Annotated in this window: 15 protein-coding genes and 2 pseudogenes; 5 read left to right on the top strand and 12 right to left on the bottom strand. The window is 63.3% G+C overall.

The genetic code is table 11. The annotated features are described in order from the left end of the window. The 12 genes and pseudogenes from urtA to cbiE form a co-directional block, all read right to left on the bottom strand. Positions 1–1266 carry an urea ABC transporter substrate-binding protein gene (gene urtA / locus J4E63_RS23400; protein ID WP_025211599.1) on the bottom strand — a complete coding sequence of 422 codons (1266 nt, stop codon included), beginning with the start codon at positions 1264–1266 and terminating at the stop codon, positions 1–3. A gap of 374 nt (positions 1267–1640) precedes the next feature. Next, a complete protein-coding gene (locus J4E63_RS23405; protein ID WP_207283486.1) occupies positions 1641–3020 on the bottom strand; it encodes a PepSY domain-containing protein in 1380 nt (459 codons plus the stop codon). A 190-nt stretch (positions 3021–3210) separates the two neighbouring features. Then, entirely contained in the window at positions 3211–5337 is a 2127-nt protein-coding gene (locus J4E63_RS23410) for a TonB-dependent copper receptor (protein ID WP_207283487.1), read from the bottom strand. 81 nt (positions 5338–5418) lie between these two features. Next, positions 5419–5841, bottom strand: coding sequence for a DUF2946 domain-containing protein (locus J4E63_RS23415; RefSeq protein ID WP_207283488.1), 423 nt, complete (start codon positions 5839–5841; stop codon positions 5419–5421). 39 nt (positions 5842–5880) lie between these two features. Further along, entirely contained in the window at positions 5881–6360 is a 480-nt protein-coding gene (locus J4E63_RS23420; RefSeq protein ID WP_060739370.1) for a copper chaperone PCu(A)C, read from the bottom strand. A gap of 46 nt (positions 6361–6406) precedes the next feature. Next, a complete protein-coding gene (locus J4E63_RS23425; RefSeq protein ID WP_207283489.1) occupies positions 6407–6805 on the bottom strand; it encodes a DUF2946 domain-containing protein in 399 nt (132 codons plus the stop codon). 367 nt (positions 6806–7172) lie between these two features. Beyond that, positions 7173–7367: pseudogene (locus tag J4E63_RS23430) on the bottom strand (DNA-binding protein); the annotation flags it as partial. Between the two features lie 193 nt (positions 7368–7560). After that, a pseudogene (locus J4E63_RS30975) lies at positions 7561–7716 on the bottom strand (transcriptional regulator); the annotation flags it as partial. A gap of 77 nt (positions 7717–7793) precedes the next feature. Beyond that, entirely contained in the window at positions 7794–8156 is a 363-nt protein-coding gene (locus J4E63_RS23435) for a DUF6124 family protein (RefSeq protein WP_207283491.1), read from the bottom strand. A 381-nt stretch (positions 8157–8537) separates the two neighbouring features. Further along, entirely contained in the window at positions 8538–9260 is a 723-nt protein-coding gene (locus tag J4E63_RS23440; RefSeq protein ID WP_207283492.1) for a cobalt-precorrin-6A reductase, read from the bottom strand. Then, positions 9257–10354 (bottom strand): cobalt-precorrin-5B (C(1))-methyltransferase, encoded by a 1098-nt coding sequence (locus tag J4E63_RS23445; protein ID WP_207283493.1) that lies wholly within the window; start codon positions 10352–10354, stop codon positions 9257–9259. Before J4E63_RS23445 ends, J4E63_RS23440 begins: the two co-directional genes overlap by 4 nt. Then, positions 10347–11558: a precorrin-6y C5,15-methyltransferase (decarboxylating) subunit CbiE gene (cbiE, locus tag J4E63_RS23450; RefSeq protein WP_207283494.1), complete on the bottom strand. Its 1212-nt coding sequence runs from the start codon at positions 11556–11558 to the stop codon at positions 10347–10349. Before cbiE ends, J4E63_RS23445 begins: the two co-directional genes overlap by 8 nt. A gap of 369 nt (positions 11559–11927) precedes the next feature. Here cbiE and cobG point away from each other — a divergent pair, with 369 nt between their 5' ends. The 5 genes from cobG to J4E63_RS23475 all read left to right on the top strand — a co-directional run bounded on the left by cobG (position 11928) and on the right by J4E63_RS23475 (position 23735). Beyond that, positions 11928–13247: a precorrin-3B synthase gene (cobG, locus tag J4E63_RS23455; protein ID WP_207283495.1), complete on the top strand. Its 1320-nt coding sequence runs from the start codon at positions 11928–11930 to the stop codon at positions 13245–13247. Continuing rightward, positions 13240–13866, top strand: coding sequence for a precorrin-8X methylmutase (locus J4E63_RS23460; RefSeq protein WP_060739362.1), 627 nt, complete (start codon positions 13240–13242; stop codon positions 13864–13866). The genes cobG and J4E63_RS23460 overlap by 8 nt, the downstream gene beginning before the upstream one ends. After that, complete coding sequence (locus J4E63_RS23465) at positions 13866–14597, top strand: precorrin-2 C(20)-methyltransferase (RefSeq protein WP_060739361.1); 732 nt, start codon at positions 13866–13868, stop codon at positions 14595–14597. The genes J4E63_RS23460 and J4E63_RS23465 overlap by 1 nt, the downstream gene beginning before the upstream one ends. Continuing rightward, positions 14597–16294, top strand: a complete 1698-nt coding sequence (gene cobJ, locus J4E63_RS23470) for a precorrin-3B C(17)-methyltransferase (RefSeq protein ID WP_207283496.1) — start codon at positions 14597–14599, stop codon at positions 16292–16294. Before J4E63_RS23465 ends, cobJ begins: the two co-directional genes overlap by 1 nt. A 385-nt stretch (positions 16295–16679) precedes the next feature. Next, positions 16680–23735: a TcdA/TcdB pore-forming domain-containing protein gene (locus J4E63_RS23475; RefSeq protein WP_207283497.1), complete on the top strand. Its 7056-nt coding sequence runs from the start codon at positions 16680–16682 to the stop codon at positions 23733–23735. Positions 23736–23737: the final 2 nt, after the last annotated feature.

Raw genomic sequence — 23737 nt, forward strand, 5'->3', positions numbered from 1 at the left:
TCAGTTGCTCTTCACCGCATAGTCAGGCTTCTTGTCGTTGCCGGCGATGAACGGGCTCCACGGTTGCGCGCGGATCGGGCCTTCGGTCTGCCAGACCACGTTGAACTGACCGTCGGCCTGGATCTCGCCGATCATCACCGGCTTGTGCAGGTGGTGGTTGGTCTTGTCCATGGTCAGGGTGTAGCCCGACGGTGCGGCGAAGGTCTGGCCGGCCAGGGCTTCGCGAACTTTGTCGACGTCGGTGGACTTGGCTTTCTCGACCGCTTGCGCCCACATGTGGATGCCGACGTAGGTGGCTTCCATCGGGTCGTTGGTCACCGCTTTGTCGGCGCCTGGCAGGTTCTTGGCCTTGGCGTAGGCTTTCCAGGAATCGACGAATTTCTTGTTCGCCGGGTTATCCACGGATTCGAAGTAGTTCCACGCCGCCAGGTTGCCCACCAGCGGCTTGGTGTCGATGCCGCGCAGTTCCTCTTCGCCCACCGAGAACGCCACCACCGGTACGTCGGTGGCCTTCAGGCCCTGGTTGGCCAGTTCTTTATAGAACGGCACGTTGGAGTCGCCATTGACCGTGGAGATGACCGCGGTCTTTCCACCAGCCGAGAACTTCTTGATGTTGGCCACGATGGTCTGGTAATCGCTGTGGCCGAACGGGGTGTAGACCTCTTCGATGTCTTTGTCCGCCACCCCTTTGGAGTGCAGGAACGAGCGCAGGATCTTGTTGGTGGTGCGCGGGTAGACGTAGTCGGTGCCCAGCAGGAAGTAGCGCTTGGCGCTGCCGCCTTCTTCGCTCATCAGGTATTCCACCGCCGGAATCGCCTGTTGGTTCGGCGCGGCACCGGTGTAGAACACGTTCGGCGACATCTCTTCGCCTTCGTACTGCACCGGGTAGAACAGCAGGCCGTTGAGTTCTTCGAACACCGGCAACACGGATTTACGCGACACCGATGTCCAGCAGCCGAACACCACGGCGACCTTGTCCTGGGTCAGCAGCTGCCGGCCCTTTTCGGCGAACAGCGGCCAGTTCGACGCCGGGTCCACGACCACCGCTTCAAGCTTCTTGCCGTTCACACCACCCTTGGCGTTGATCTCGTCAATGGTCATCAGCGCCATGTCCTTGAGGGACGTCTCGGAGATCGCCATGGTGCCGGACAACGAATGCAGGATGCCTACCTTGATGGTCTCGGCGGCCTGGACGGTCCAGGCCATGCCCATCGCGGCAATGCTTGCCGAGAGTGTAAAAGCCTTGATCAAGCTACGACGCTTCATTGTGCGATCTCCATGGACTTATGAGTTTTTTTAAGGGCAGATGCAAACGCTGAAAGCGCTTTTGCAAGGGGTGTGCCCGGTCGGAGAAAGGCTTTGAAACGCGGGGTTGGCGTGGGGTGCGAGGGAGTGGGTGCACCATGAGTGAACGCATTGTGGGGGCTGGTGCGAGGAGGTGCGCCACATTAGTGCGCAAGGATGCAAGTCTCCTTGTGGGAGCGAGCTTGCTCGCGATAGCGATGGGTCAGTCATCTCCGATCTGACTGATCTACCGCTATCGCGAGCAAGCTCGCTCACACATTTCGGACTGTGTTCATCGTTTGGAACGCGGGCGCGACTGTAGAGGTTTCGCGCCGCCTTTCGTTAACGCATGCCCTTCAGCTTGAAGATGAAGCCGCCTCAGGCTGGCGATTGAACCGGGTAACCAGCCGGTCCAACAGCCACACCACCACCAGCGAAGCCCCCACCAACGGGAACACCAGCGCCAGGGCCAGCATGATGAACACTCCGGTCTTCCAGGTCGGCAGGTCGTGGCGCAGGGGCGGCACGCCGAACTTGCCCTGGGGCCGGCGCTTCCACCAGATCACCAGGCCACTCACGGCGCTGAGCAGGATCATCAGGCAAACCAGCAGCACGAGGATCTGGTTCACCGGGCCGAACATCTTGCCTTCGTGCAGCATCACCCCGGTTTCGGTGGCGCGGGCGACGATGCTGTAGTGCTCCCAGCGCACATCGGCCAGGACCTCGCCGGTGTACTGGTCCACGTGCAGGGTGGCGTCGTTGCGCGGGTCATCGGCGAACACGGCGACGGTGAACACGCCACTGGCCGTGGTGGGCAACGTGATGCTGTAGCCGGGCGTGACCTGGCGCGCGGTGGCGATATCCTGCACCGCTTGCAGGCTGACGGTCGGGGCGGCGGGGCCTTCGTGCATGCCACCGTGACCCATGTGCTCGGCATGGTCGCCGGACATCGGCATCGGCGTATTTTCCACGGCCCAGGGCACGGTCTGGCGGTGGGCGTTGTTGAGGCTGCCGGCCTCGACGTCGGACTTGGGCACGTCATTCCACATCGCCGCCGGGAAGCGGTTCCAGAGGTCTGCGTATTGCTTGCCCCAGAAGCCGGTCCAGGTCATGCCGCTGAGCAGCATCACCAGCAGGAATGCCGCGCCCCAGAAACCGACGACGACATGCAAGTCACGCCAGAACAACCGCCCGCGGGCGCTCCAGCGCGGCCACAGCACACCGGCCGATGATTGCCCGCGCGGCCACCACAGGTACAGGCCGGAGACCACCAGCACCACGCCCCAGCCGGCGGCCATTTCCACCAATCGGTCACCGACGGTGCCGATCAGCAACTCGCCGTGAATCGCCCGGGCCATGGCTTGCAGGTTGCTCTTCGCATCCTGTTCGCCGAGGACGTCGCCGTGGTACGGGTCGATGAACACATTCAGTTCCCGGCCCTGGTCGATCACCACGAACTGCGCGCTGCGTTCGGCATTGACTGGTGGCAGGTACTGTTTGACCTGGCCTTCGGGGTAGGCCTGGCGGACCTTATTGAGCAGGTCGTCCGCCGCCAGGGTGTGATGCCCGGCCGGCACGTTCAACAGGCTGCCGTACATCAGTGGATCGAGTTGCGGCTTGAACAGGTAGATGATCCCGGTCAGGGCCAGCATCACCATGAACGGCGCCACGAACAGCCCGGCATAAAAATGCCAGCGCCAGGCCAGGTTGTAGAAATTCGGTTTCGGTTGGCTCATCAGAAAGCGCTCCGCAGGGCAAATGGGTTGTTATGTTGTGCCGTCAGTCAAGGTGGAATCGAACCCTGTGGGAGCGAGCTTGCTCGCGATAGCAATGGTTCAGCTTGCATCGATGTTGAATGTGCCTTCGCCATCGCGAGCAAGCTCGCTCCCACAGTTTGTGTCCTTGCTGACAGATCTCCGGTGCCGGTTAGAAACTCATGTCCACCTTGGTCCAGAGCGTGCGCCCCGGTTCGTTGATGGCCTGCGGGTCGCTCGCCGGGTAGCCGAACCCGGCGTTGCCGGCCAGGTTCAAGTGTTCGGCGTAGGCTTTGCCGAACAGGTTGTCGACGCCGCTGCTGACCTTCCAGTGTTGATTGATGCGATAGGCACCGTTGAGCGAGAACACGCCGAAGCCCGAGCTTTTGCCGTAGTCCTTGCCCACCACGTTGCCCTTGTTTTCATCGACACGGTGTTGCGCCGCCACCACCCGCCACAGGGCCCCGGCGCTCCAGCGGTCTTCGCTGTAGGTCAGGCCCAGGCGTGCGTCCAGCGGCGGCATTTGCGCCAGGGCGCTGCCGTCGCTGCTGTTCTTGCCCCAGGCATAGGCCAGGGTGGCGTCGGCTTTCCAGCGCTCGCTCAGCTTGTAGGCCGCACCCAATTCACCGCCCATGATCCGCGCATCGATGTTCTCGGCCCGGGAGGTGGTGCCCATCATCCCGGGGGTGTAGTCGAACAGGATGTAGTCGCGCACCTGGCCGACATAACCCGACGCCCAGGCTTCGAGGGTTTCGGTCTTGTACTGCAGGCCGAAGTCGAGCTGGGTGGTTTTCTCCGGCTTGATCGCGTCGAAGGCATTCAACGAACCGCTGGGGCCGACGTTCGGCGAGAACAGCTCCCAGTAGTCCGGGAAGCGTTGCGCGTGACCGACGCCTGCGTAGAGGGTGGTGGGGCTGTCGTCCAGGTCGTGCTCGTAGCGGACAAAACCGCTGGGCAGTGTGTCGGCGCGAGTGTCGTCGGCGGTGGGGTTGGGGCGGGCCGACATGCCGGAACCGATGCTCTGGCGGTAATCCTTGGCCGAGGCGCGGTCGAGCCGGGCGCCGGTGATCAGCCTGTCGCGGTCGGCGGCGTACCAGGTCAGTTCGCCGAACACCCCGTAGTTGTGGAAGTCGGCGTCCTTGGTGTACGGCAGGTCCTTGTAGGTATCCACGCCCATGCTGCTGCGTTGGCGGTGCTCGTTGGTCTGGGCGTCCAGGCCGCTGATCAATTGCACATCGGCCCAGCGCCAGGTGGCCTTGATGCGCGCGCCGAGGGTGCGGCGGTCGACGTTGGAAGCCATGGGCCCGGCCATCATCCCGGTGCCGGACGGCGTGCGCAGCGTGTAGTTGTCCATCACGTGGTCGGCGTAGTTGTAGTAGACCTGGGCCTCGACCTTGTCCAGCACCTCGCCGATGTTCGAGCGCTCGAAACGCAGCCCGAGGCTTTCGCGCTTGAACTGTGAGCCGTCCATGCCGCGTCCGGCGTAGCGCGCTTCACCGTCGCCCTTGCCGGCCGTCAATTCCAGCAAGGTGTCGGCGTCCGGCGTCCAGCCAAGGGTGACGTCGCCATTCCACTTGTCATAGCGCGACGGCACGGTGTCGTTATTGCCGTCGCGGTAGTCGTCCGAATGGGCGGTGTTGCCGATCACCCGTACATAGCCCAGCGGGCCACCGGCGGCGGCATCCACCACTTTGTCGAAACGGCCATTGGAGCCGGCCAGCACACTGGCGTTGACCCGGGTGCCCAGCTCGCCGAACTGTTCCGGCTCGCGCTCGAACAGCACGGTCCCGGCCGAGGCGCCGGGGCCCCAGAGCACGGTTTGCGGGCCTTTGATGACGGTGAGCTTGTCGTAGGTTTCTGGCGAGATATAGGAGGTCGGTGCGTCCATCCGGCCTGGGCAAGCACCCAACAGCATGCTGCCGTTGGTGAGGATGTTCAGCCGTGAGCCGAACATGCCACGCAGCACCGGGTCGCCATTGGTGCCGCCGTTGCGCACCAGGGCAAAGCCCGGAATGGTCTTGAGGTAGTCGCCGCCATCACTGGCCGGCACCGGTTGGCGCGGGTCCTTGGGGTTGGTGACGACGGTCAGCGGCGAGCTGGGAGCGATGGCGGTGATGACCGTCGGGCTCAGTTCTTCGACCTGATGGTCGTGATGCTCGTGCTCGTCGGCCAGCGCGAGAGGCGTGAGCAGCAGGCCGCACAGGGCGGCGATGGTTTGGCGCAAACGAACCGGTGGCTCGTTCAGGGGGCAGCGAACCTGGGCAGAGCCCAACGCGATGCCAGCAGAAAACCTGGACATGATGATTCCATCGAACAAACGTAGACGACACGGTCGGGCAGCCTGGGGCTGTCTTGTACGACCGGTGAGTGGAGTGTCGGCTTACGCGTCGAGGGGCGGTGCGCGGGTGCGGGCACCCGGGAAGAATGCGGTGCGGGCATGGCCCAGGCGCGGGGAGGGGGCGGTGTAGGTGTTGGCCAGTGGTGTTTCAAAGGTGGCGAAGCCCTGGCCGCCAGTCAGCGCCGGACAGTTGAACAGCAGGCTGCAATAGCCACACTTTTCCCACAGTGCGTGGTGCTCGCGCTGGGGCGGGCAGTGTTCGTCGGTTGAGGCCTCATGTTCGGCGTGGACTCCCGCCGGCATGTCCATGCTCATGTCCATCGACATGCTCATGTTCATGCTCGCAGGCATGCGCTGATCCATCGGCATCGACTGGGAAATCAGCGGACCGATAAAGATCATCAGCATGGCGAACAGGCTGATCCAGCTGCCGCGTGTCAGGCGCATGGGCTGACGGCGGGGCATGGATGGCCTGGCGCGAAGGGTGTGCACGGGCGGCTACGTCTACTGGGCGTGCATGTGTGTCTTGGTGCCGTCGGGCGCTTTTTTCTGCACCGCAACCTCGACCGTGACATCCCCGGCTTTTTCGAAATGCAGGGTCATGGGGAAGCGCTTGCCATCGCTGAGCAGGCTGCGGTCCTTCAAATCCAGCAGCATCACGTGATACGCCATTGGCGCGAAGGTGACAGTCGCACCCGGGGCGATATCGACGTCGGATACCGGTTGCATTTTCATCAGGTCGTTTTGCATCACATGCTCATGGAGCTCGGCCTTGCCGGCGATGGGTGAGTCGACGCTGAGCAGCTTGTCGTCGCTGGTGCCGCCGTTGTGGATGACGAAATACGCGGCCACGGTAGGCGCATTGGGCGGCAACTCTTGAGACCACGGGTGGGCGATTTCAAGATCGCCTGCCTTGTACTGGTGAGCTTGGGCAAAGCCGATGGGAAGCAATAGGGCAGCCAGCAGGATAAGTCTGTTCAACATGGCGATTCTCCGGAACGATTCAGGGCGCAGGTGTGTGCGGAAAGAATCAGACCAGGGGCGAGGCGCGGGGATTGAGGCTTGGCCATTGTTGGCGGGGCGTGGGGTTATCGAGTATCGATTGGGCGATGCCGCGATGATCGAGCCGGGCATCCAGGTACAGTTGCGGGGTATGGCCGGTGAGTGCCACCAGCGACGCGGTGCCGGCGCAGCACCAGCAATGCTGCATCGTCGAGTGATTGTCTTTCTGTGGTGTGCCCTGTTCGAGCTTGCCCAGGGAAATCGCGATCATTTTCGTGCCGCTGGACGAGCAGAAACTGCCCCACAGCAGTTGCTCGGCTGGCGAATTGGCAGTCGCGCCACCGCTGTTGGAAAGCGGCATGGCAAGCATGTTGAACAGCACTGCGAAGCAGGCGATCCAGGCAAATGCAAGCCGTTGTCGGGACATGGGGCAATCCGCTCGGTTGGGCGATCAGGTGGCGGTATTTAGCCTGATCGTGGGGTAGAAGTAAAAAGGCCACGTGCGGTGTAGGGTCGCAGGGCTTGGGTTAACAGTAGCAATAGATTGTCGGGTGCGTACTGGTGCGGCGCGCAAGCTTACTCCTGCTATGGCGTGAAGAGGCCTTGGAACCTGATACAGCGTTTTGCGAACGGCACATGAAACCTCCGTGGCGAGGGAGCTTGCTCCCGCTGGGGCGCGAAGCGGTCCCAAAACTGCGACTGTGGTGTGTCAGCAATAGGGTACTCATCCTCTTGGGACTGCTACGCAGTTCAGCGGGAGCAAGCTCCCTCGCCACAGGGATTCTCGATCAGTCGATATTCGGTTGTTCGAGGTTGGAATCGTAGACCATTCGTGTCATGCGTTCCGCCTGGGCGATGTCGTTAAGGGCCGCTCGAATCAACACACCGTCGCCGTTGTCCTCTTCGAAGCAAGCGTCCAGATATGCCTTCATTTCCTCCGGCGTTTTGAGATAAGTGGCTGCATCGAAGCGTGAGAATTTTTTGATCATGCTTGACTCTCGTTGCGGACTTTATCCGCCATCTGCCTGGCACCTGAAACCCTGTGGCGAGGGAGCTTGCTCCCGCTGGGGCGCGAAGCGGCCCCAAAAACTGCAACTGTGGTGTGTCAGCAGTAGGGTGCTCATCTTCTTGGGACTGCTACGCAGTCCAGCGGGAGCAAGCTCCCTCGCCACAGGGTGTTCAGGTGGGATTGAAGAGAAAGCGAAGGATCATCCTCGCCATCTCCTGCTCCCCGTTCAAAAACAGGACTACGGCTTCATCCATCAGAATCTGCGCGAACTCAGGATCATGCCCGGCGCGTTCGGCAATCGTATGTTTGTAGCTTCGTGTGAGGGCCACGCGTTACCTTTTAATAAATGACAGAACCACAAAGGGGCCGGGCTTGATCAGTCGATGCTGATCAAGCCCGGTGTTTTTTATCGTTTTTCCACGACATCCAACGCCCGATTCGCCAACAATTGACCCAGCTCGATCATCTGCTGGACTGCCAGCGCAATATGGCGTCGGGAGCCATTCAGGTCGAACAACAGATCACTGACTATTGCATTGGCTGAAGCCAGGGTTTCGCTGAGGTTGGCGAGCAGGCATTCGGCATCGACGTCAGGTGCGATGATGAAAAGGGTGTCGGGCGTGTCGCGAGCTTCTTTGTCGGCTGGCGGCTTGAGGTAGTAATCCAAGGCGCGTGTGGCTGCTGCTTCGTCGAGCTTTTGAGCGTTGTCCGACTGGGGGCGGGAAGTTTGGTCTTCTTTGGTTGGTGGATTCGGTGTGATCTTGAACATTGCTGGAAACTCCATGTTATGGAGCCGCAACGGTTTCGCGACTAAACGAATGGGTGGCGGCTGTGCGCAGGTTAGTCGACCGGGGAGTCCAGCAATACCGGCGCGCCCGAGGGCGCCCTGCGCACAACCACCATCGAGTGCAGGAATGACTACCTGACTGGACGGAGCTTATGAACCAGCTGAAGACCACGGGCGACTAAACCCGATCACTGATGGGCAGTGACGGGGACCAAGTTACCGAGGGATCCCAAAGCGCACAAGCCAGCGGATTCTGGCGTAGTTGTAGGTAGCGGCGCAAGACAATGTAGCCAGGTGCCGAAGTTCTGACGGACGAAATTGTAGGGCTGTTCGGAGTTTCTAAACATCGCGACAAAAACGGCCTTAGATCGGGTCCCGCAACGCCAACAAAACCTCACCCACTGTCCCAAACTCCCGATCAACAACCGGCAACACCGGCCGCTTCAACACCAGCACCGGCACCCCAAGCTCCCTGGCTACTTCCAGCTTCGGCTCAGTGGCCGTGCTCCCGCTGTTCTTGCTGATCAGCACATCGATCTTCCGGCGTTCGAATAGCTCGCGCTCGCCTTCGAGGTGGAACGGCCCGCGGGCGCCGATGACTTCGCAGCGTTCATTGCCGGGGTAAACGTCCAGGGCGCGCAGGGTCCAGAATTGCTCCGGTGGGATTTCGTGCAGGTGTTGCAGCGGTTCGCGGCCGAGGGTGAACAGCGGGCGGCGGAAGGGTTGCAGGGCCTGGATCAGTTCGGCCCAGTCGGCCACTTCGCGCCAGTCATCCCCGGCCTGGGGCTGCCAGGCCGGACGGCGCAGGGCCCAGCAGGGAATGCCGCAGGCGCGGGCGGCGTGGGCGGCGTTGTGGCTGATTTGCGCGGCGTAGGGGTGGGTGGCGTCCAGCAGCAGGTCGATGCCTTGGTCGCGAATGAATTGCGCCAGGCCTTCGGCGCCGCCGTAGCCGCCGACGCGGACCTGGCAGGTGAGGTCGGTGGGGACGCGACCGATGCCAGCCAGGCTGTAGATGTGATTGGGGCCCAGGGTGCGGGCGATGGCCAGGGCTTCGGTGACGCCACCGAGCAGCAGGATGCGTTTCATTGAAAGCCTCCGGCGTGACCGACGATCCCACCCTGGCGGTCGATGGCGAAGACTTCGACCTGGATCTGGGCCGGCACCACACTGCGAGCGAAGGCCAGCGCGTGCTCGCACACCGCATCGCCGAGGGCGACGCCGGCGGCGCTGGCCATCGCCAGGGCCTGTTGGCTGGTGTTGGCGTCTCGGATGCCCTGCTGCAAAACCTCATCGGCACCGATGGCGGCCGCCCATTCGGCCAGTTGCGGCAGGTCGATGCTCGAGTGACGGCTGTGCAGGTCCATGTGGCCGGCGGCGAGTTTGCTGATCTTGCCGAAGCCGCCGCAGAGGCTGAGTTTTTCCACCGGCACCTTGCGCACATGTTTGAGTACGGCGCCGACGAAGTCGCCCATTTCGATCAGGGCGATTTCCGGCAGGTCGTAGACCCGGCGCATGGTGTCTTCGCTGGCATTGCCGGTGCACGCGGCGATGTGCAGGTAACCGTTGGTCTTCGCCACGTCGATGCCCTGGTGGATCGAGGCGATGTAGGCCGCGCAGGAGAATGGCCGGACGATGCCGCTGGTGCCGAGGATCGACAGGCCGCCGAGGATGCCCAGTCGCGGGTTCATGGTTTTCAGCGCCAGGGCTTCGCCGTCCTCGACATTGACCGTGACTTCGAAACCACCGGTATAACCGCTTTCCTCGGCCAGGCGGCCCAGGTGATCGTTGATCATTTTGCGTGGCACCGGGTTGATCGCCGGCTCACCGACACCCAGCACCAACCCCGGTCGGGTCACTGTGCCTACGCCGCGACCGGCGACGAAACGCACGCCGGGTTCGGCGATCAGGCGCACCTGGGAAAACAGCAGGGCACCGTGGGTCACGTCCGGGTCATCGCCCGCGTCCTTGATCGTCCCGGCTTCGGCGCCTTGTTCGGTCAGGCGACAGAACTCCAGACGCATCTGCACCTGCTTGCCCTTGGGCAGTACGATTTCCACGGCGTCGGCTTCGGTGCCGCGCAGCAGCAAACGGGCCGCCGCCAGGCTGGTGGCCGTGGCGCAACTGCCGGTAGTCAGGCCGCTGCGCAGGGGGGCGGGTTGTTCGGCGGTTTCGTCACGCATCGAGAGGTTTCGTCAGGTCCAGCAAGGTAATCGGCAAGGCCTGGCGCCAGGTGTCGAATTCGCCCAACGGCTGGGCCTGGGCGATGTGGATGCGGGTCAGTTCACCGCCATGACGTTCGCGCCAGTGCATCAGGGTCATTTCGCTTTGCAGGGTTACGGCGTTGGCGACCAGCCGACCGCCGGGCTTGAGTTGGGCCCAGCAGGCGTCGAGCACGCCTTCGCGGGTGACGCCGCCACCGATGAACACTGCGTCCGGACGCTCCAGGTTGTCCAGCGCCTGCGGGGCGCTGCCGCGAATCAGTTGCAGGCCGGGCACGCCGAGGGTGTCGCGGTTGCGTTCGATCAAGCCTTGCCGGCCTTCGTCGGCTTCGATAGCCAGGGCTCGGCAACTGGGGTGGGTGCGCATCCATTCGATGCCGATGGAGCCGCTGCCGGCGCCGACATCCCAGAGCAACTCACCGGGGGTCGGGGCGAGGCGGGCGAGGGTGATGGCGCGCACGTCACGCTTGGTCAACTGGCCGTCATGCTCGAACGCGGTGTCCGGCAAACCGGCCAAGCGTGACAGTCGCGGTGTCGACGGTTCGGCCCGGCATTCGACGGCGATCAGGTTCAGGTCGGCGACGGTGTCAGCGGACCATTGCGCGGCGCTACCGTCGATCCGTCGTTCCGCCGCACCTCCCAGATGCTCCAGCACGGTCATGGCGCTTGGGCCGAACCCCCGCTCGCGCAGCAACGTCGCCACGGCGGCAGGGCTGTGGCGGTCATTGCTCAGCAGCAACAGCCTGACGCCTGTGGATAAATGCCCATTGAGCGCCGCCAGGGGCCGCGCCACCAGCGACAGCGTGACCACGTCCTGCAACGGCCAGCCCATGCGCGCCGCGGCCAGCGAACAAGAGGAGGGCGCGGGGATGACCAGCATCTGATCACTCGGCAGCTGTTTCGCCAGGCTCGCGCCCACGCCGTAGAACATCGGGTCGCCGCTGGCCAGTACACACACCGACTCGCCCCGTCGCGCCAGCAGCGCTTCCAGGGAAAACGGGCTGGGCCACAATTCCCGTTCGCCGCGGATGCACACCGGCAACAGCGCCAACTGGCGAGCGCTGCCAACAATGTGTGATGCCCGCAGCAAGGCATGGCGAGCCGTTCGGCCCAGGCCCTTGAAGCCTTCTTCACCGATGCCCACTACGGTCAGCCAGGGGGTCATCTCTGTTCCTCGAATGAATGGGGTTGATCGACAGGCGTGTTGCCGCCGCGAACCGGGCCGCCATCATACCGCGCCCCGGCGGATCAGGCGCCTGGCGCAACATCATTGTGGCTGCCAGACCGCTTTCGCGAGCAAGCTCGCTCCCACAGTGTTGATTGGGGGGAGCACAAATTTTGTGCCCGCCGCAATCCCTGTGGGAGCGGGCTTGCCCGCGAAGGCGGCGGTACAGACAACAGCATAGGATCAGGCAGCCCGTGTTCTTGAGCTCTCTGGCTTCAATCCGACCAGCAAGCTTTTCATGACCCCCGGCAAAGCAGGCATAATGGCGGTCCTTCGCCGTCATGGCGTGTCTTATCTGCCGGTTTGCCCTTGAACGAACGTCCATCCGCCAACGTCATCCGCCCCTCGGGTTGCCCGGGGTTGCTGCGTGTCGTCCAGGCGCTGGACGGGGGGATCTGCCGGATCAAGCTCGATGGCGGTTCCATCCAGGCGGATCAGGCCGAGGCCGTGGCGTCGGCGGCCGAGCGGTTCGCCGGGGGTGTGATCGAGGCGACCAACCGGGCCAACCTGCAAATCCGCGGGATCGGCCCCGGGCATGACGCGCTGATCGAGCCGTTGCTGGCCGCCGGGCTTGGCCCGCGCAAGCCGGCGGGTGATGACGTGCGCAACCTGATGCTCAGCCCCGCGGCCGGGATCGACCGGCAGATGCTGTTCGACACCCGCCCGTTGGCCGAGCAGATCCTCGTCACCCTGCAAACCCATGAACGCTTCCATGAACTGTCCGCCAAGTTCGCCGTGCAACTGGACGGCGGAGAAGCGTTGGCGATGCTCGAACATCACCACGACTTGTGGCTTTCGGCCCTTGTCCGTAACGGCGAGCCCTGGCTGGCCTTCGGCTTGGCCGGCACCCCGCTGGATACACCAGCGGGCAAGGTGCCCCTGACCCAGGGGCATGCCTTGGTGGTGGCGGTGCTGGAGTTGTTCCTCGACTTGGCCCGCCCGGACCAGATCCGCATGCGCCACTTGCTGGCTGACGTCTCTGTGGATGAATTCATGACCCGGCTGGCCCGCCGCGTGCCCGTGCAAGCGTGCCTGGATTGGCAGCGGGATGGGTCCATCGATGGACTGCACCTCGGTGTTCATCCCCAGCACGACGACCGTGTCTACGTCGGCGCGGCGGCGCCCCTGGGCCGGCTCGATGCGGTCATGCTGCGGGGGGCCGCGCAACTGGCGCGGGAGAAGGGCGATGCGAGCCTGCGTTTCAGCCCTTGGCAAAGCCTGCTGCTGCCCAACGTGCGCCGCGCGGATGCCGACGAAGTGCTGGCGCGGCTTGAGGGGTTGGGGCTGTCAGGTTCGAACGAGCAACCCCTGGCGCAACTCATCGCCTGCACCGGTTCCAGTGGCTGCGGTAAAGCCTTGGCCGACACCAAGGCCGATGCTCGCCAACTGGCCGAGCTGCTGCAACGCCAGGGCCAAATCCTGAAGGTTCATCTGTCGGGCTGCCCGCGTTCCTGCGCGGCGGCCCATGTCGCGCCTGCCACCTTGCTGGCGGTCGCCCCCGGTCGTTACGACCTGTATTTTCGCGATGCCACGTTGCCGGGTTTCGGCGCGTTGCAGGCACACAATCTGACTATTGAAGCGCTCGGCCACTGGCTCGACGCTCGCCCCCGGAGCCCCCTTGATGCTTGATTACATCCGCGACGGTCAGGAGATCTATCGCAACTCCTTCGCGATCATCCGCGCCGAAGCCAACCTGGCGCGCATTCCGGCCGACCTGGAGAAACTCGCCGTGCGGGTGATCCACGCCTGCGGCATGGTCGAGGCCATCGATGGCCTGCAGTTCTCCGAGGGCGCGGGCACGGCCGGGCGCCAGGCGCTGGCCGCCGGTGCGCCGATTCTGTGCGATGCGCGGATGGTCTCCGAAGGCGTGACCCGGGCTCGCCTGCCAGCCAACAATCCGGTGATCTGCACCTTGCGCGACGAGCGCGTACCGGCATTGGCCCAGGAACTGGGCAACACCCGTTCGGCGGCAGCGCTGGAGTTGTGGCGCCCGCATCTGGAAGGCAGTGTCGTCGTCATCGGCAACGCACCGACCGCGCTGTTCTACCTGCTGGAAATGCTCGATGCCGGCGCGCCGAAACCGGCATTGATCCTCGGTTTCCCGGTGGGTTTCGTCGGCGCCGCCGAGTCCAAGGCGATGCTGGCGGCCAACAGCCGTGGCGTGCCATTCGTGATCATGCAAGGCCGCCTGGGCGGCAGCGCCATGGCCGCCGCCGCCGTCAACGCCCTCGCCACGGAGATTGAATGATGCAGCAGCCTGGACGTCTGATCGGCCTCGGCGTGGGCCCCGGTGACCCGGAACTGATCACGGTCAAGGCCCTGCGCCTGCTGCGCGAATCGCCCGTGGTGGCGTATTTCGTCGCCAAGGGCAAGAAGGGCAACGCCTTCGGCATCATCGAGGCCCATTTGCAGGACGCGCAGACGTTGCTGCCATTGGTCTACCCGGTCACCACCGAGGTGCTGCCTGCGCCGCTGTCCTATGAACAGGTGATCGCCGATTTCTACGACACCGCCGCCGAGCAGTTGGCCGTGCACCTGGATGCCGGTCGCGACGTGGCGGTGATCTGTGAGGGCGACCCGTTCTTCTACGGCTCCTACATGTACCTGCACGATCGCCTGGCCGAGCGTTATGAGGCCCAAGTCATTCCCGGCGTCTGCTCGATGCTGGGCGGCGCCTCGGTGCTCGGCGCGCCGCTGGTTTATCGCAACCAGAGCCTGTCGGTGCTCTCCGGTGTCTTGCCCCACGACGATCTCAAACGTCGCCTGGCCGATGCCGATGCGGCGGTGATCATGAAGCTGGGACGCAATTTCCCCAAGGTTCGCCAGGTGCTCCAGGAACTGGGCATGGACGGGCGGGCGCTGTACGTCGAGCGAGCGACCATGGCCAACCAGAAAATCGTGCCGTTGGATGAAGTCGAGCCGATGTCTTCGCCGTACTTCTCGCTGATCATCGTGCCGGGCGAACGGTGGCAGGGTTGATGGCCGCCAAGACGCCGGCCATCGTCATCCTCGGCCCCGGCAGCCTGGCAACAGCCCGACGGATCCAGCAGTGTTACCCCGACGCCCTGATCCACGGCCTGGCCGGACGGGTCGAGGGTGATCGGCAATACCTCGAGTTCGGCGCGACGTTGCGCGAACTTTATCAACAGGACACGCCGATCATTGCCCTGTGCGCAGCGGGCATTGTCATCCGTACCCTGGCGCCGCTGTTGCTGGAAAAAGGCGCCGAACCGCCGGTGCTGGCAGTGGCCGAGGATGGCAGCGCCGTGGTGCCGCTGCTGGGCGGCCTGGGCGGGGTGAATGGCATGGCCCGGGACATCGCGGCAATGCTGCAGGTCGCGCCGGCGATCACCACCAGCGGTGAATTGCGTTTCGGCACGTGCCTGCTCAATCCACCCAGCGGCTACAGCCTCGGCGACCTGGAGCAAGGCAAGCGCTTCGTCTCCGACCTGTTGGCCGGCGAACCGGTGCGCATCGAAGGTGCAGCACCATGGCTGGATCAAGCGCAGTTGCCCCAAGACCCGCAAGCCCGGCGCACGATCCATGTTAGCCATGCCGAGCGTGAGGCCAGTGCCCATGAGCTGTTGATTTATCCCCGCAGTGTCGCGCTGGTGGTGAGTGCCGAGGTGGCTGATCTGCCAAGCGCCGTTCGTGCAGCTTTGCAGCAAGCCAACGTGGCGATTGCGAGCCTGGCGTGCCTGGTGACGGCGGATACGCTGATGGCCAGCACGGCCTTGCGTGAAGCCGCGCTGGAACTCGGGGTGGCGCTGCGCTTTGTGGCGGCGACAGGCGATGCCGCCACCTTGGCCCGCAACTCGATGCCGGCGGCGACCCTCGTTTCGGCAACGGGCAACCTGGCCATCGTCGTCGCCGCGCAGCCCTTGGATGTGGCCCGAATCGGGCGTCCGCGCGGCCGCCTGGCGGTGATCGGCCTGGGGCCGGGCGCTGCCGAGTTGATGGTGCCGGCGGTGAAAGCCGAACTGGCGCGCGCCACCGATGTGCTCGGTTACGAAACCTATGTGCGCATGGCCGGCCCGTTTCGCGACGATCAAGTGCTGCACTGCACCGACAACCGCGAAGAAATGCAGCGCGCTCGTCACGCCTTTGAACTGGCTGCCCTGGGTCGTTCGGTGATCGTGGTGTCGTCCGGCGACCCGGGTGTCTTCGCCATGGCGGCGGCGGTGCTCGAAGCGTTGCACGAATCCAGCGACCCGGCCTGGCATCAGGTGGACCTGGAGATCCTGCCCGGCGTGTCCGCCTCCCTCGCGACCGCCGCCCAGGCCGGTGCGCCGTTGGGGCATGACTTCTGCGTGATGTCGCTGTCGGACAATCTCAAGCCCTGGTCGATCATCGAAAAGCGTCTGGACCTGGCTGCCGAAGCCGATCTGGCGCTGGCCTTCTACAATCCGATTTCCCGTGCGCGACCGTGGCAATTGGGGCGTGCGCTGGAAATCGTCGCCCGGCACCGCACGCCGGAGACGCCGGTGGTGTTGGGGCGTGACATCGGCCGTCCGGGCCAGACCCTGCGTGTCATCACGTTGGGGCAGCTCACGGCCGAGCAGGTGGACATGCGCACCATGGTCCTGATCGGTTCCTCCACCACCTGCGTGTTCCCGCGGGCGTCCGGCGGAAACTGGGTGTACACGCCTCGCTGGTATGGGGCCAAACCTGCCTGAACTGCGACACCGTTCATTCATGGATGGCACTTGAGACTGTGGCGAGGGAGCTTGCTCCCTCGCCACAGAAGAGAAACATCGCCTTCAGGACCGTGCATTCGATTCTTTCGCTGTATTTGTTTCTCATATAAATAAAAGCGCAAGTTACAGTCTTGACCCTTCTTTGAAATGCATTGAAAGCCTTCCCGTTTGAGTTGTTGGTTTCTAAGCGTTAGTTTGCCTGCCTGATAAGTTGTCGGTGTGCGCTTGTCAGTGTTTGGCAGACGTTTCAGGTGTCGCCAAGTTGCAAGATATTAAATTGAATCAATAGGTCGCCAGAACTCGTGCTGGCGGCGGCGTTGTTATAGGCCTGTTTTTTACGGAACAGGCCAAGGAGTGTTTTTATATGCAGGAAGCGAACATCAAGACGGGCGACAGTGCGCTCGGCTTCATCAGCCTTTTCAAACTGGCCGATCTCGAACGGGCACTGTTGCCTTACAAGAACACTGAGCACTACGACGCGGTCATCCGTTATTACTTTGCCTGTATCGGCATGCCGGATTCCCACCGGTTGCTCGAGCCCTTGGGGCTCTTGAAACAGACGCTCGCCAAGCTGGTGGGCAAGCGCAGGGTCAAGCGCAGCCAGGATACGCATATCTCCAGCCCTGCCGGCGCCGGGATTGACCTGCCGCAGATATACGACAAAGTCGAACAGCACGAAGCGCGCCTCCAGTTCAGTGCCGAGCAGATGAAAAAGTTGCCCAAGGAAGTGCCAAGGATGTTGCACTTCGTCTGGCTCGGCGGCGGTCTTGGCGACATTCAGCGCGATTATCTCAATGTATGGCGGCAGGTGTTGGCCCGGCAGGGTTATACCCTGAATCTCTGGTATGACAGCGATGCACTACTGGCCTGGCAAACCAATAAGTTTATTGTCGAGGCGGCCAAGGCCAATGTTTTTTTACACGGCGTAGATGAGCGTATTACTGAAGTCGAGTTGGGGGCCCTGTACAACGAACATGCCCTTGTTCTGAAACAACAGATGCAGGCCCATATCAATGCCGCTGTGGTGAATGGCGGATCAGCCGATGAAGCCCGGATCGATTTACTGGCCCGCGCCTACGGTCAGGATGCGCAAGTGCTGCGCCAACAGTTGGAACGCAATCGGCGCAGTGTCCTGGACATGGACGGCTTCAAGTTGCGCGATCTTGCCGCCGGCGCGGTTTCGTTGCAGTTGCAGGAGGTCTATGACCGGGAGATGCGCTTGCTCGGCAATATGGCGGCGGCCTCGGATGTGGTGCGCATGGAAGTCCTGTTCGCCGAAGGTGGCAGGTATACCGATATCGACCACCTTCCGCCGTTATCGGCCACCCTGGGCGGCGTCGACATCAGCGGTTTTGACCATGATGCCCGTCTGGGCACCCTGCAATTGCTGCTGAACGAGAACCCCGAATGGCTGCCGGGTCGCCAGGCCTCCTCCCGTTATCGTGGGCATATTCCTGCCGAGCATCTGCCGGCACTGGAAGCGTTCGCGCGGAGCCGGCCAAGCTTGAGCGAGGTCTTCGAACTGCCGGCGGAGCGGCTGGCCCGACCTTTCGCGCTGCGGGCCTTGAGCGCGGAGCTGTCGTTGACCAATGCCTTTCTGATAGCTCATCCGGGCGCCGAGATTCTCAAGAGTGTGATCGACCGTCTGCGTTCCAACTACGAGTTGATTGACGCATCGGTCCAACTGGCCGCCCAGCGCGGTGTTGCATTGAGCGACGTTGCCGGCATGTTGGTGCTGGTGGAAGAAGTCTTCGAAAAAAGACATGGATCGCTGAGCCGCCTGCCGATGGGCGAGGTGCTCAGGGCGATCGCGCGGATATCGGGCGTAGCCACCCACTTTGGCGACGGCATCCGCTTCGAGAGTGAAGGCACCATCCATCTGACGGGCCCCGGCGCCATGCGCGACGGCATGGCCGACTATGCGAACGCGCACTTGAGCGCAGCGGTTGCCAAGACCTTGCGCGAGGAGGCGGGCGTTGCCCCCCACCTGACGGTTAACGGCGCCACCGAAGAGGAGCAGGATCACTCCTGGAAAGAACATGGCAACCAACCGGAAAAATGGCTGGCCGACGAGCAGGCACGCTGGCGTGAAGGTCAGTACCGCACGCGCTACAGCGGCGACATCGCCCAGTTGCTCAAGCATTCGATCGTTGAATTCCAACAGGGCTGGCCGCTGATCGAAGGCCGGGCCGTGCTGCTGACCGATGTCCTGGAGCGCTTGGTCGAGGGACTCGGCGAGCCGTTCATCGAGGCGATGAGCCAAGGGCATGACGGTGAAATCCGTTTCGGGAAGCCGCTGCCGCTGAGTTTCGATGATCGCCAGCGTATCCGGCGCCAGGCGCCCGATACGCTGGTTCCGGTGTTCCTGAGCGATGCAAAGATGCAAAGCCTGGGGATCGACGACGTGCTGGGTGAGATCGCCAGCGGTGCCCGGCGGGTCATTGAGGTCAGCCCTTTGCAAAGGCTGTCACTGGGCGTGTTGCTCGGTTTGGATAGCTTGGATAACCAGCGCTTCAACGCCGCCACCAGTGAACTTGAGAACCTGGCCAACAGCGTCGCCGAGCAGGCGGTGGCCGGCCGTTACGCGGTCATCGAGCGGCAATTGTTCAAGCGCAGGGCGGCAGGGTTCATGAACGGCCTGGTGAACGATCCGGCGGATACGCCGCTGCCGTCCGACAGCGCGCTGGAGCTGAAGAAAACCGCCTTGAAACAGGCGCGGACGCTGTTCCAGTGGGGCCGTCATGTCGCGCAGATCCAGAAAGTGGCGACCCTGGAGCACCGTCTCCAGGTCGTCGAACGCTCCGCGCAGGTGCTGGACGGATTTGGCCGCAACGGCGTGCAAATGGTCCCTCAGGATTTGCTGCTCAACGGCGATGGCGAGGCGATTGGCGGGCGCTGCTATCCCTTGGCGTTGGTGATGAGTGCAGCGCTTGCCCAGGGCGATGCGTCCTCCGGGCACTTGCGCGAGCGTTTCTTCCTGGCGGTGCTCGAACCCGGGCAAGCCGATTCCCAGGCCTTTGTGCAAACATTGGAGGCGCTGCGGGACGTACCGATGACGGAGGTCGGGACGCGTCTGGGGCAGGCGAACCTGGATCAGGTCAGGGCCCGGCTCGAGAAGCACATCGGCCCCCGTACGCTGATGCTCAACTCTGACAACCATTCGATGCTGGTGGCCAAGACCGTCAGTGAAGAACGTGCCACCTACCATTTTTTCGACCCCAACTTCGGCCTGTGCAAGTTCGACCAGCCGGATGCACTGCAACGGGCGCTGGAAACGTTTTTCCGAACAGAGGGCATGGCCCGCTATTACGCCGCTTATGGTCCTGACGCGCGGCCGGAATTCGATCTGATCGACCTGCACAGCAAAAAAATCGCCGCCCTGGAACTGGCTGACGGCTTCACCGTGGAACACCTGCTCAAGCCCGATCAGTTGCCTGGAAAACCGGCGCTTGCGATTCGCCAGCGCCTGAACAATGCCCACGGCAGATCCCTGGTGGACAACTCGCACCTGGGCAGCAGTTTGCTGGAACTGGACAGCCACTGGTGGGGCCAGCAGATCGCCCAGGCAACGGTCGATTTGCAGGATTTGCATGACTCGGCGACGCCGCTGGTGCCCTTGTTCGAAACGCTGGAGATCACTCCCGAAGGCAAATACCGGGTGAGCCTGATCGATCCCGCACAACCGCAACAGTCGGTTCAGGTGCTCAGCGACGATCAGCGCCTGTTGCGGATCAAGAACTGGCTGTCGGAACAGTTTTCGACCCTGGCGCGCAAACCCGCGCAGACGGGGAACGTCCTGGACCCGACCGAGGCCGCCAGTGTCCATACCCTCAACGCCGGTTTCACCATCCAGGCCTTGATGAATGCCTTGCGCGGTCGGGAAGGGGATGACCGGACGTTGACCACCGCCGTGCGCCTGCACGCGTACGTCAATTATGCGCAGCTGGTGCACGGCAATGTCGTGGACGTGGCGGGCCTGGTGCAGTTGGCTCGCACCGCGCTGGCGGAAGAACGGCTCATCGCCCGCACGTGCGCGCCGATTGTCGGCCAGGCACTGGGGCACGCGGCCAACGAGGGCGTCGGCGCGGTGTTGGGGCTGGCCAATGTAGGCTTCGATATCTATCAGTTGAAGACCGCGCGAAACGGCGTCGAGACCGCGCAATTCGGCACCCAACTGACCTTCGACTCTGCCAGCCTGGCCTTGACGGCGGGCGGTGTCGGGGCGGGGTTGGCCGGAGCATCGACCGCGGCGGCGGTACTCGGCGGTGCGGGGGTGATTCTCGGTGGATTGGCCGTCGGCGTCGCCGCCCTGGCCCAGGGGTTTGCCACCATCGCCCGCGAGGCACGGCAAGTCGGTCAGTTTTTCGACGACCTGGAGCGGGCCTACTGGGGCGACGGCTACCACTACGATCACACGCTGGCCGCGTGGGTGGCACGGCCGTCACTGCTGGTCAAAAGCATCGATCTGAACGAGGGAACGGTGCTGCTCGACAGCCCGAAGCTGTATCCGCTGCGTGATCATTTTGGTGTGCCGGGCTTCGATCCCGATAACGCGCGAGCCATCGACATTCGCCGGGAGCTGGGGCTGCCCGGGCAAGTCGGGTTCGCGCCGCCCGCCGGCCAACCCATCGTGCTGCCCTGCACGCCACACACCACGTACGGTTATGAATACAAGGCGCTGCCCTTTGCCCGTTGGCGTCATGACCGCGGCTTCGACACGGCCCGGCGCCTGGAAAAAAAGCAAGCGGACGGTACCTGGCTGTTTCTGTTCTCGTTCTATTCGTTTCCTTCCGACTATATCCTCAATCGCCTGAACCCGGTGTATGGCGAAACGGTTATCCGGGTGAACCTGGATGCGCTGGAGCGGACACTGGTGGTTCCCCTCCTGCCGGAAGCCTGGCAAGGAAAGTTGGCCTATTGGCTCCGGGGCGCGGGCGGGCGCTGTACGGTGATGCTCAACCCCGGGGCCGACATCAGGCTGGTCGCACCGAACCAGACGTATTGCCGCTGGGTATTACAGGCGAACTGGGCCAAGGACAGTGACATCCGGGTCGAGCCTTCCGGCGACCTGTACATCGGCACCGTCCATGTGACCCGGGTCGGTCGCCAGGAAGTGCTGATCCGCACGGCCGATCAGTTGTTCAGCGTCACCCAGGGTAAACAGCAGCTGGACCTGGTCGAGCAGACGGCGCCCGAGGGGCTCGACGAGCAGGCGCTGCTTGACCACTACAAGGGCCTGGCGCGGGAGCACCGATTGGCACTGCCGTATACGCCGGTCCAGCGTTTCCTGATCCCGTTCGAGGATCCCCGGCAACCGCGCTACACCACGGCCTGGTATGACGCCCACGAAGACCGTTTCCTCTACATCCGCGACGATCTGGAAGTGCTCGGTGAACCGCAGTTGTCGGTGGTCCTGGAGGGCTCCGCGTATTTCCATGACCCGGAGCAGTTGCAGATCTGGCAAACGGACTGCGCCACGGGCCTGCTCAAGCGCTGTTACCTGCTACTTATCCAGGACGGTCAAAGCACCATTCGCAGCGTTGCGGCGGATGCCCAGGGGGTGATTCATGTGGTGCAGGAATACGTCGTTGATAAGAAAACCGTCCGGCAATACCGCTACCTGATTCATGACGGGCAACTGCTGTTGAGTTCCGTCACCTACGACACGGCGCCGCAGCTGCAAGCGCTGCTGTTGGCCAACGATACCCTGGCCGAATGGTCGTCCTTGCTCGGCAATTTCCTGCGGCTGGCCTCCGGGCCTTCGAGCAATGGGCTTGTCACCGTCGATTGGCAGCCAGCGCCGTATGTTTCGATCTGCTGGGCGATTGCCCCCGACGTTCGAGACATGGTGTGGGTACGCGGCAGTGATCGACAGCTGATCCTTGCACAGCCGGCCAAGCATCATGCCCGTGGCTGGGACGATTCGATCAAGCACCTGGACGGCCTGATGCTCTTGCCGATGGCCGATGACAGCGATGTGTTCTTCGTCTACCAGCGAGTCACCCCCAACCAAACGCTCTGCCGGCTGCAACGCAGTGTGAAGGACGGCAAGGCGCAATGGACGCACCGCTGGGTGCAGCCCGACGGACTCAAGCAGGTCCTGGCTGTCGAAGGGGGCTACGTGGCGCTCGATGACAATGGGCTGTTTTTCAACCTCGCCGCGCAAGGCGCGTTGTCGTTTGCTGGTGTGAGCGAGCACTGGCTCAAGGGCCGTGCCCGCTGGTGGCAGGCGCTGGAGCCATTGGCCAAGCGCTATCCGGACAGGGATTTCGCCATTGCCGGCCTGCGCAATGCCGCCGGCGACGGCAACCTGTGTGCCTGGTACGTGAAGCACCGATTGGTGTTGTGCGATCCGGGACTCGACAAAGAAGTGCGCTTGCTCGGCGTGACGCCGGACAATCAGTCGGCCTGGCTGTTCGATCGGTCGAGCGGTGAAGTCGTGAGCCAGGCATTCTTCGACCCGCAGCAGCTCGATCAAGCATTCGGCGCCGGCTCGCAACTGCTGCCGGGCACCAGCCTGCCGGCTTATCGACGCGAGTGGACCGGCTGGCGGTTCGCCGACGTCACGCCCGAAGGCAGCGGATTGCGCGGGACCAGCGTGGAAGGTGTGTCGCTGGCGCTGCGTCATCAGGAGGCGGCGACCATCACCGGGGTCAACCACGCCTGGGTGAGGGCCCAGGACGAGCACCTGGTCGCAGCCCTGCAGCGATTGCTGGAGGCGGCGCAACATGCCGAGTTCGTCTCGGTGGAGTCCGAGCCTGGAAGCCTGCAATGGTATGACGTGCAAAGTGCCCGGCTGTTGCGGGTCACTGGCAAGAACCTGCCCAGGGACTTCACCCTGCTGGGCACTCAAGCACCGGTGAACGTGCTGCTGCACGCGCACCAGGATGGGCGGGTGCTGATCTATCCGGACAAGCGCAGCATCGGGCCGTTCGATTACGTCCAGCGTAACGCCCAGGTGCTGGTGGTCGAAGGGGAGAAGGTCGGTCGTGATCTGTTGCCGCTGATTCCCGATGAGGTCAACCGGTTGATCCTGCGTATGGGCCAGGGCGCGGTGACTTGCCATTTGACGAAGACGGTGTGGCTGAAGCTGGAGTCGGTCATTGTCGACTGTCGCCATGCCTTGGGTGAAACACCTGTCACGGCCAGCACCTTGATCTGGGCATTCGATGAGCCTGGAAAACTCGTGTTCGAGATTGTCCAGGCGCACCTGGTCATTGTCGATCCGGACAGTGAACGCTGCCTGATCTTGCGTGACGTGTGTTCCGCCGATCCGGCCTTGCGCGGTGAAATATGCCTGGGCTTCAACGCCGCACAATCTCGCCCGGTGTCGACATTCGTGGCGCGGTTAAGGGACCTGGGGGCGACTGGCAGTGCAACCCTGAAGGCGCTGCTGGCGACAGCGCCGGTCGCAGAATGAAC

Origin of the sequence: Pseudomonas sp. FW300-N2F2, assembly GCF_017351655.1 — a bacterium.
GTDB classification, from domain to species: domain Bacteria; phylum Pseudomonadota; class Gammaproteobacteria; order Pseudomonadales; family Pseudomonadaceae; genus Aquipseudomonas; species Aquipseudomonas fluorescens_AA.

Excerpts from the sequence above, each read along its gene's own strand:
- urtA (WP_025211599.1), bottom strand. The coding sequence starts at position 1,266 with ATGAAGCGTCGTAGCTTGATCAAGGCTTTTACACTCTCGGCAAGCATT.
- J4E63_RS23405 (WP_207283486.1), bottom strand. The coding sequence starts at position 3,020 with ATGAGCCAACCGAAACCGAATTTCTACAACCTGGCCTGGCGCTGGCAT.
- J4E63_RS23410 (WP_207283487.1), bottom strand. The coding sequence starts at position 5,337 with ATGTCCAGGTTTTCTGCTGGCATCGCGTTGGGCTCTGCCCAGGTTCGC.
- J4E63_RS23415 (WP_207283488.1), bottom strand. The coding sequence starts at position 5,841 with ATGCCCCGCCGTCAGCCCATGCGCCTGACACGCGGCAGCTGGATCAGC.
- J4E63_RS23420 (WP_060739370.1), bottom strand. The coding sequence starts at position 6,360 with ATGTTGAACAGACTTATCCTGCTGGCTGCCCTATTGCTTCCCATCGGC.
- J4E63_RS23425 (WP_207283489.1), bottom strand. The coding sequence starts at position 6,805 with ATGTCCCGACAACGGCTTGCATTTGCCTGGATCGCCTGCTTCGCAGTG.
- J4E63_RS23435 (WP_207283491.1), bottom strand. The coding sequence starts at position 8,156 with ATGTTCAAGATCACACCGAATCCACCAACCAAAGAAGACCAAACTTCC.
- J4E63_RS23440 (WP_207283492.1), bottom strand. The coding sequence starts at position 9,260 with ATGAAACGCATCCTGCTGCTCGGTGGCGTCACCGAAGCCCTGGCCATC.
- J4E63_RS23445 (WP_207283493.1), bottom strand. The coding sequence starts at position 10,354 with ATGCGTGACGAAACCGCCGAACAACCCGCCCCCCTGCGCAGCGGCCTG.
- cbiE (WP_207283494.1), bottom strand. The coding sequence starts at position 11,558 with ATGACCCCCTGGCTGACCGTAGTGGGCATCGGTGAAGAAGGCTTCAAG.
- J4E63_RS23460 (WP_060739362.1), top strand. The coding sequence starts at position 13,240 with ATGCTTGATTACATCCGCGACGGTCAGGAGATCTATCGCAACTCCTTC.
- J4E63_RS23465 (WP_060739361.1), top strand. The coding sequence starts at position 13,866 with ATGCAGCAGCCTGGACGTCTGATCGGCCTCGGCGTGGGCCCCGGTGAC.
- cobJ (WP_207283496.1), top strand. The coding sequence starts at position 14,597 with ATGGCCGCCAAGACGCCGGCCATCGTCATCCTCGGCCCCGGCAGCCTG.
- J4E63_RS23475 (WP_207283497.1), top strand. The coding sequence starts at position 16,680 with ATGCAGGAAGCGAACATCAAGACGGGCGACAGTGCGCTCGGCTTCATC.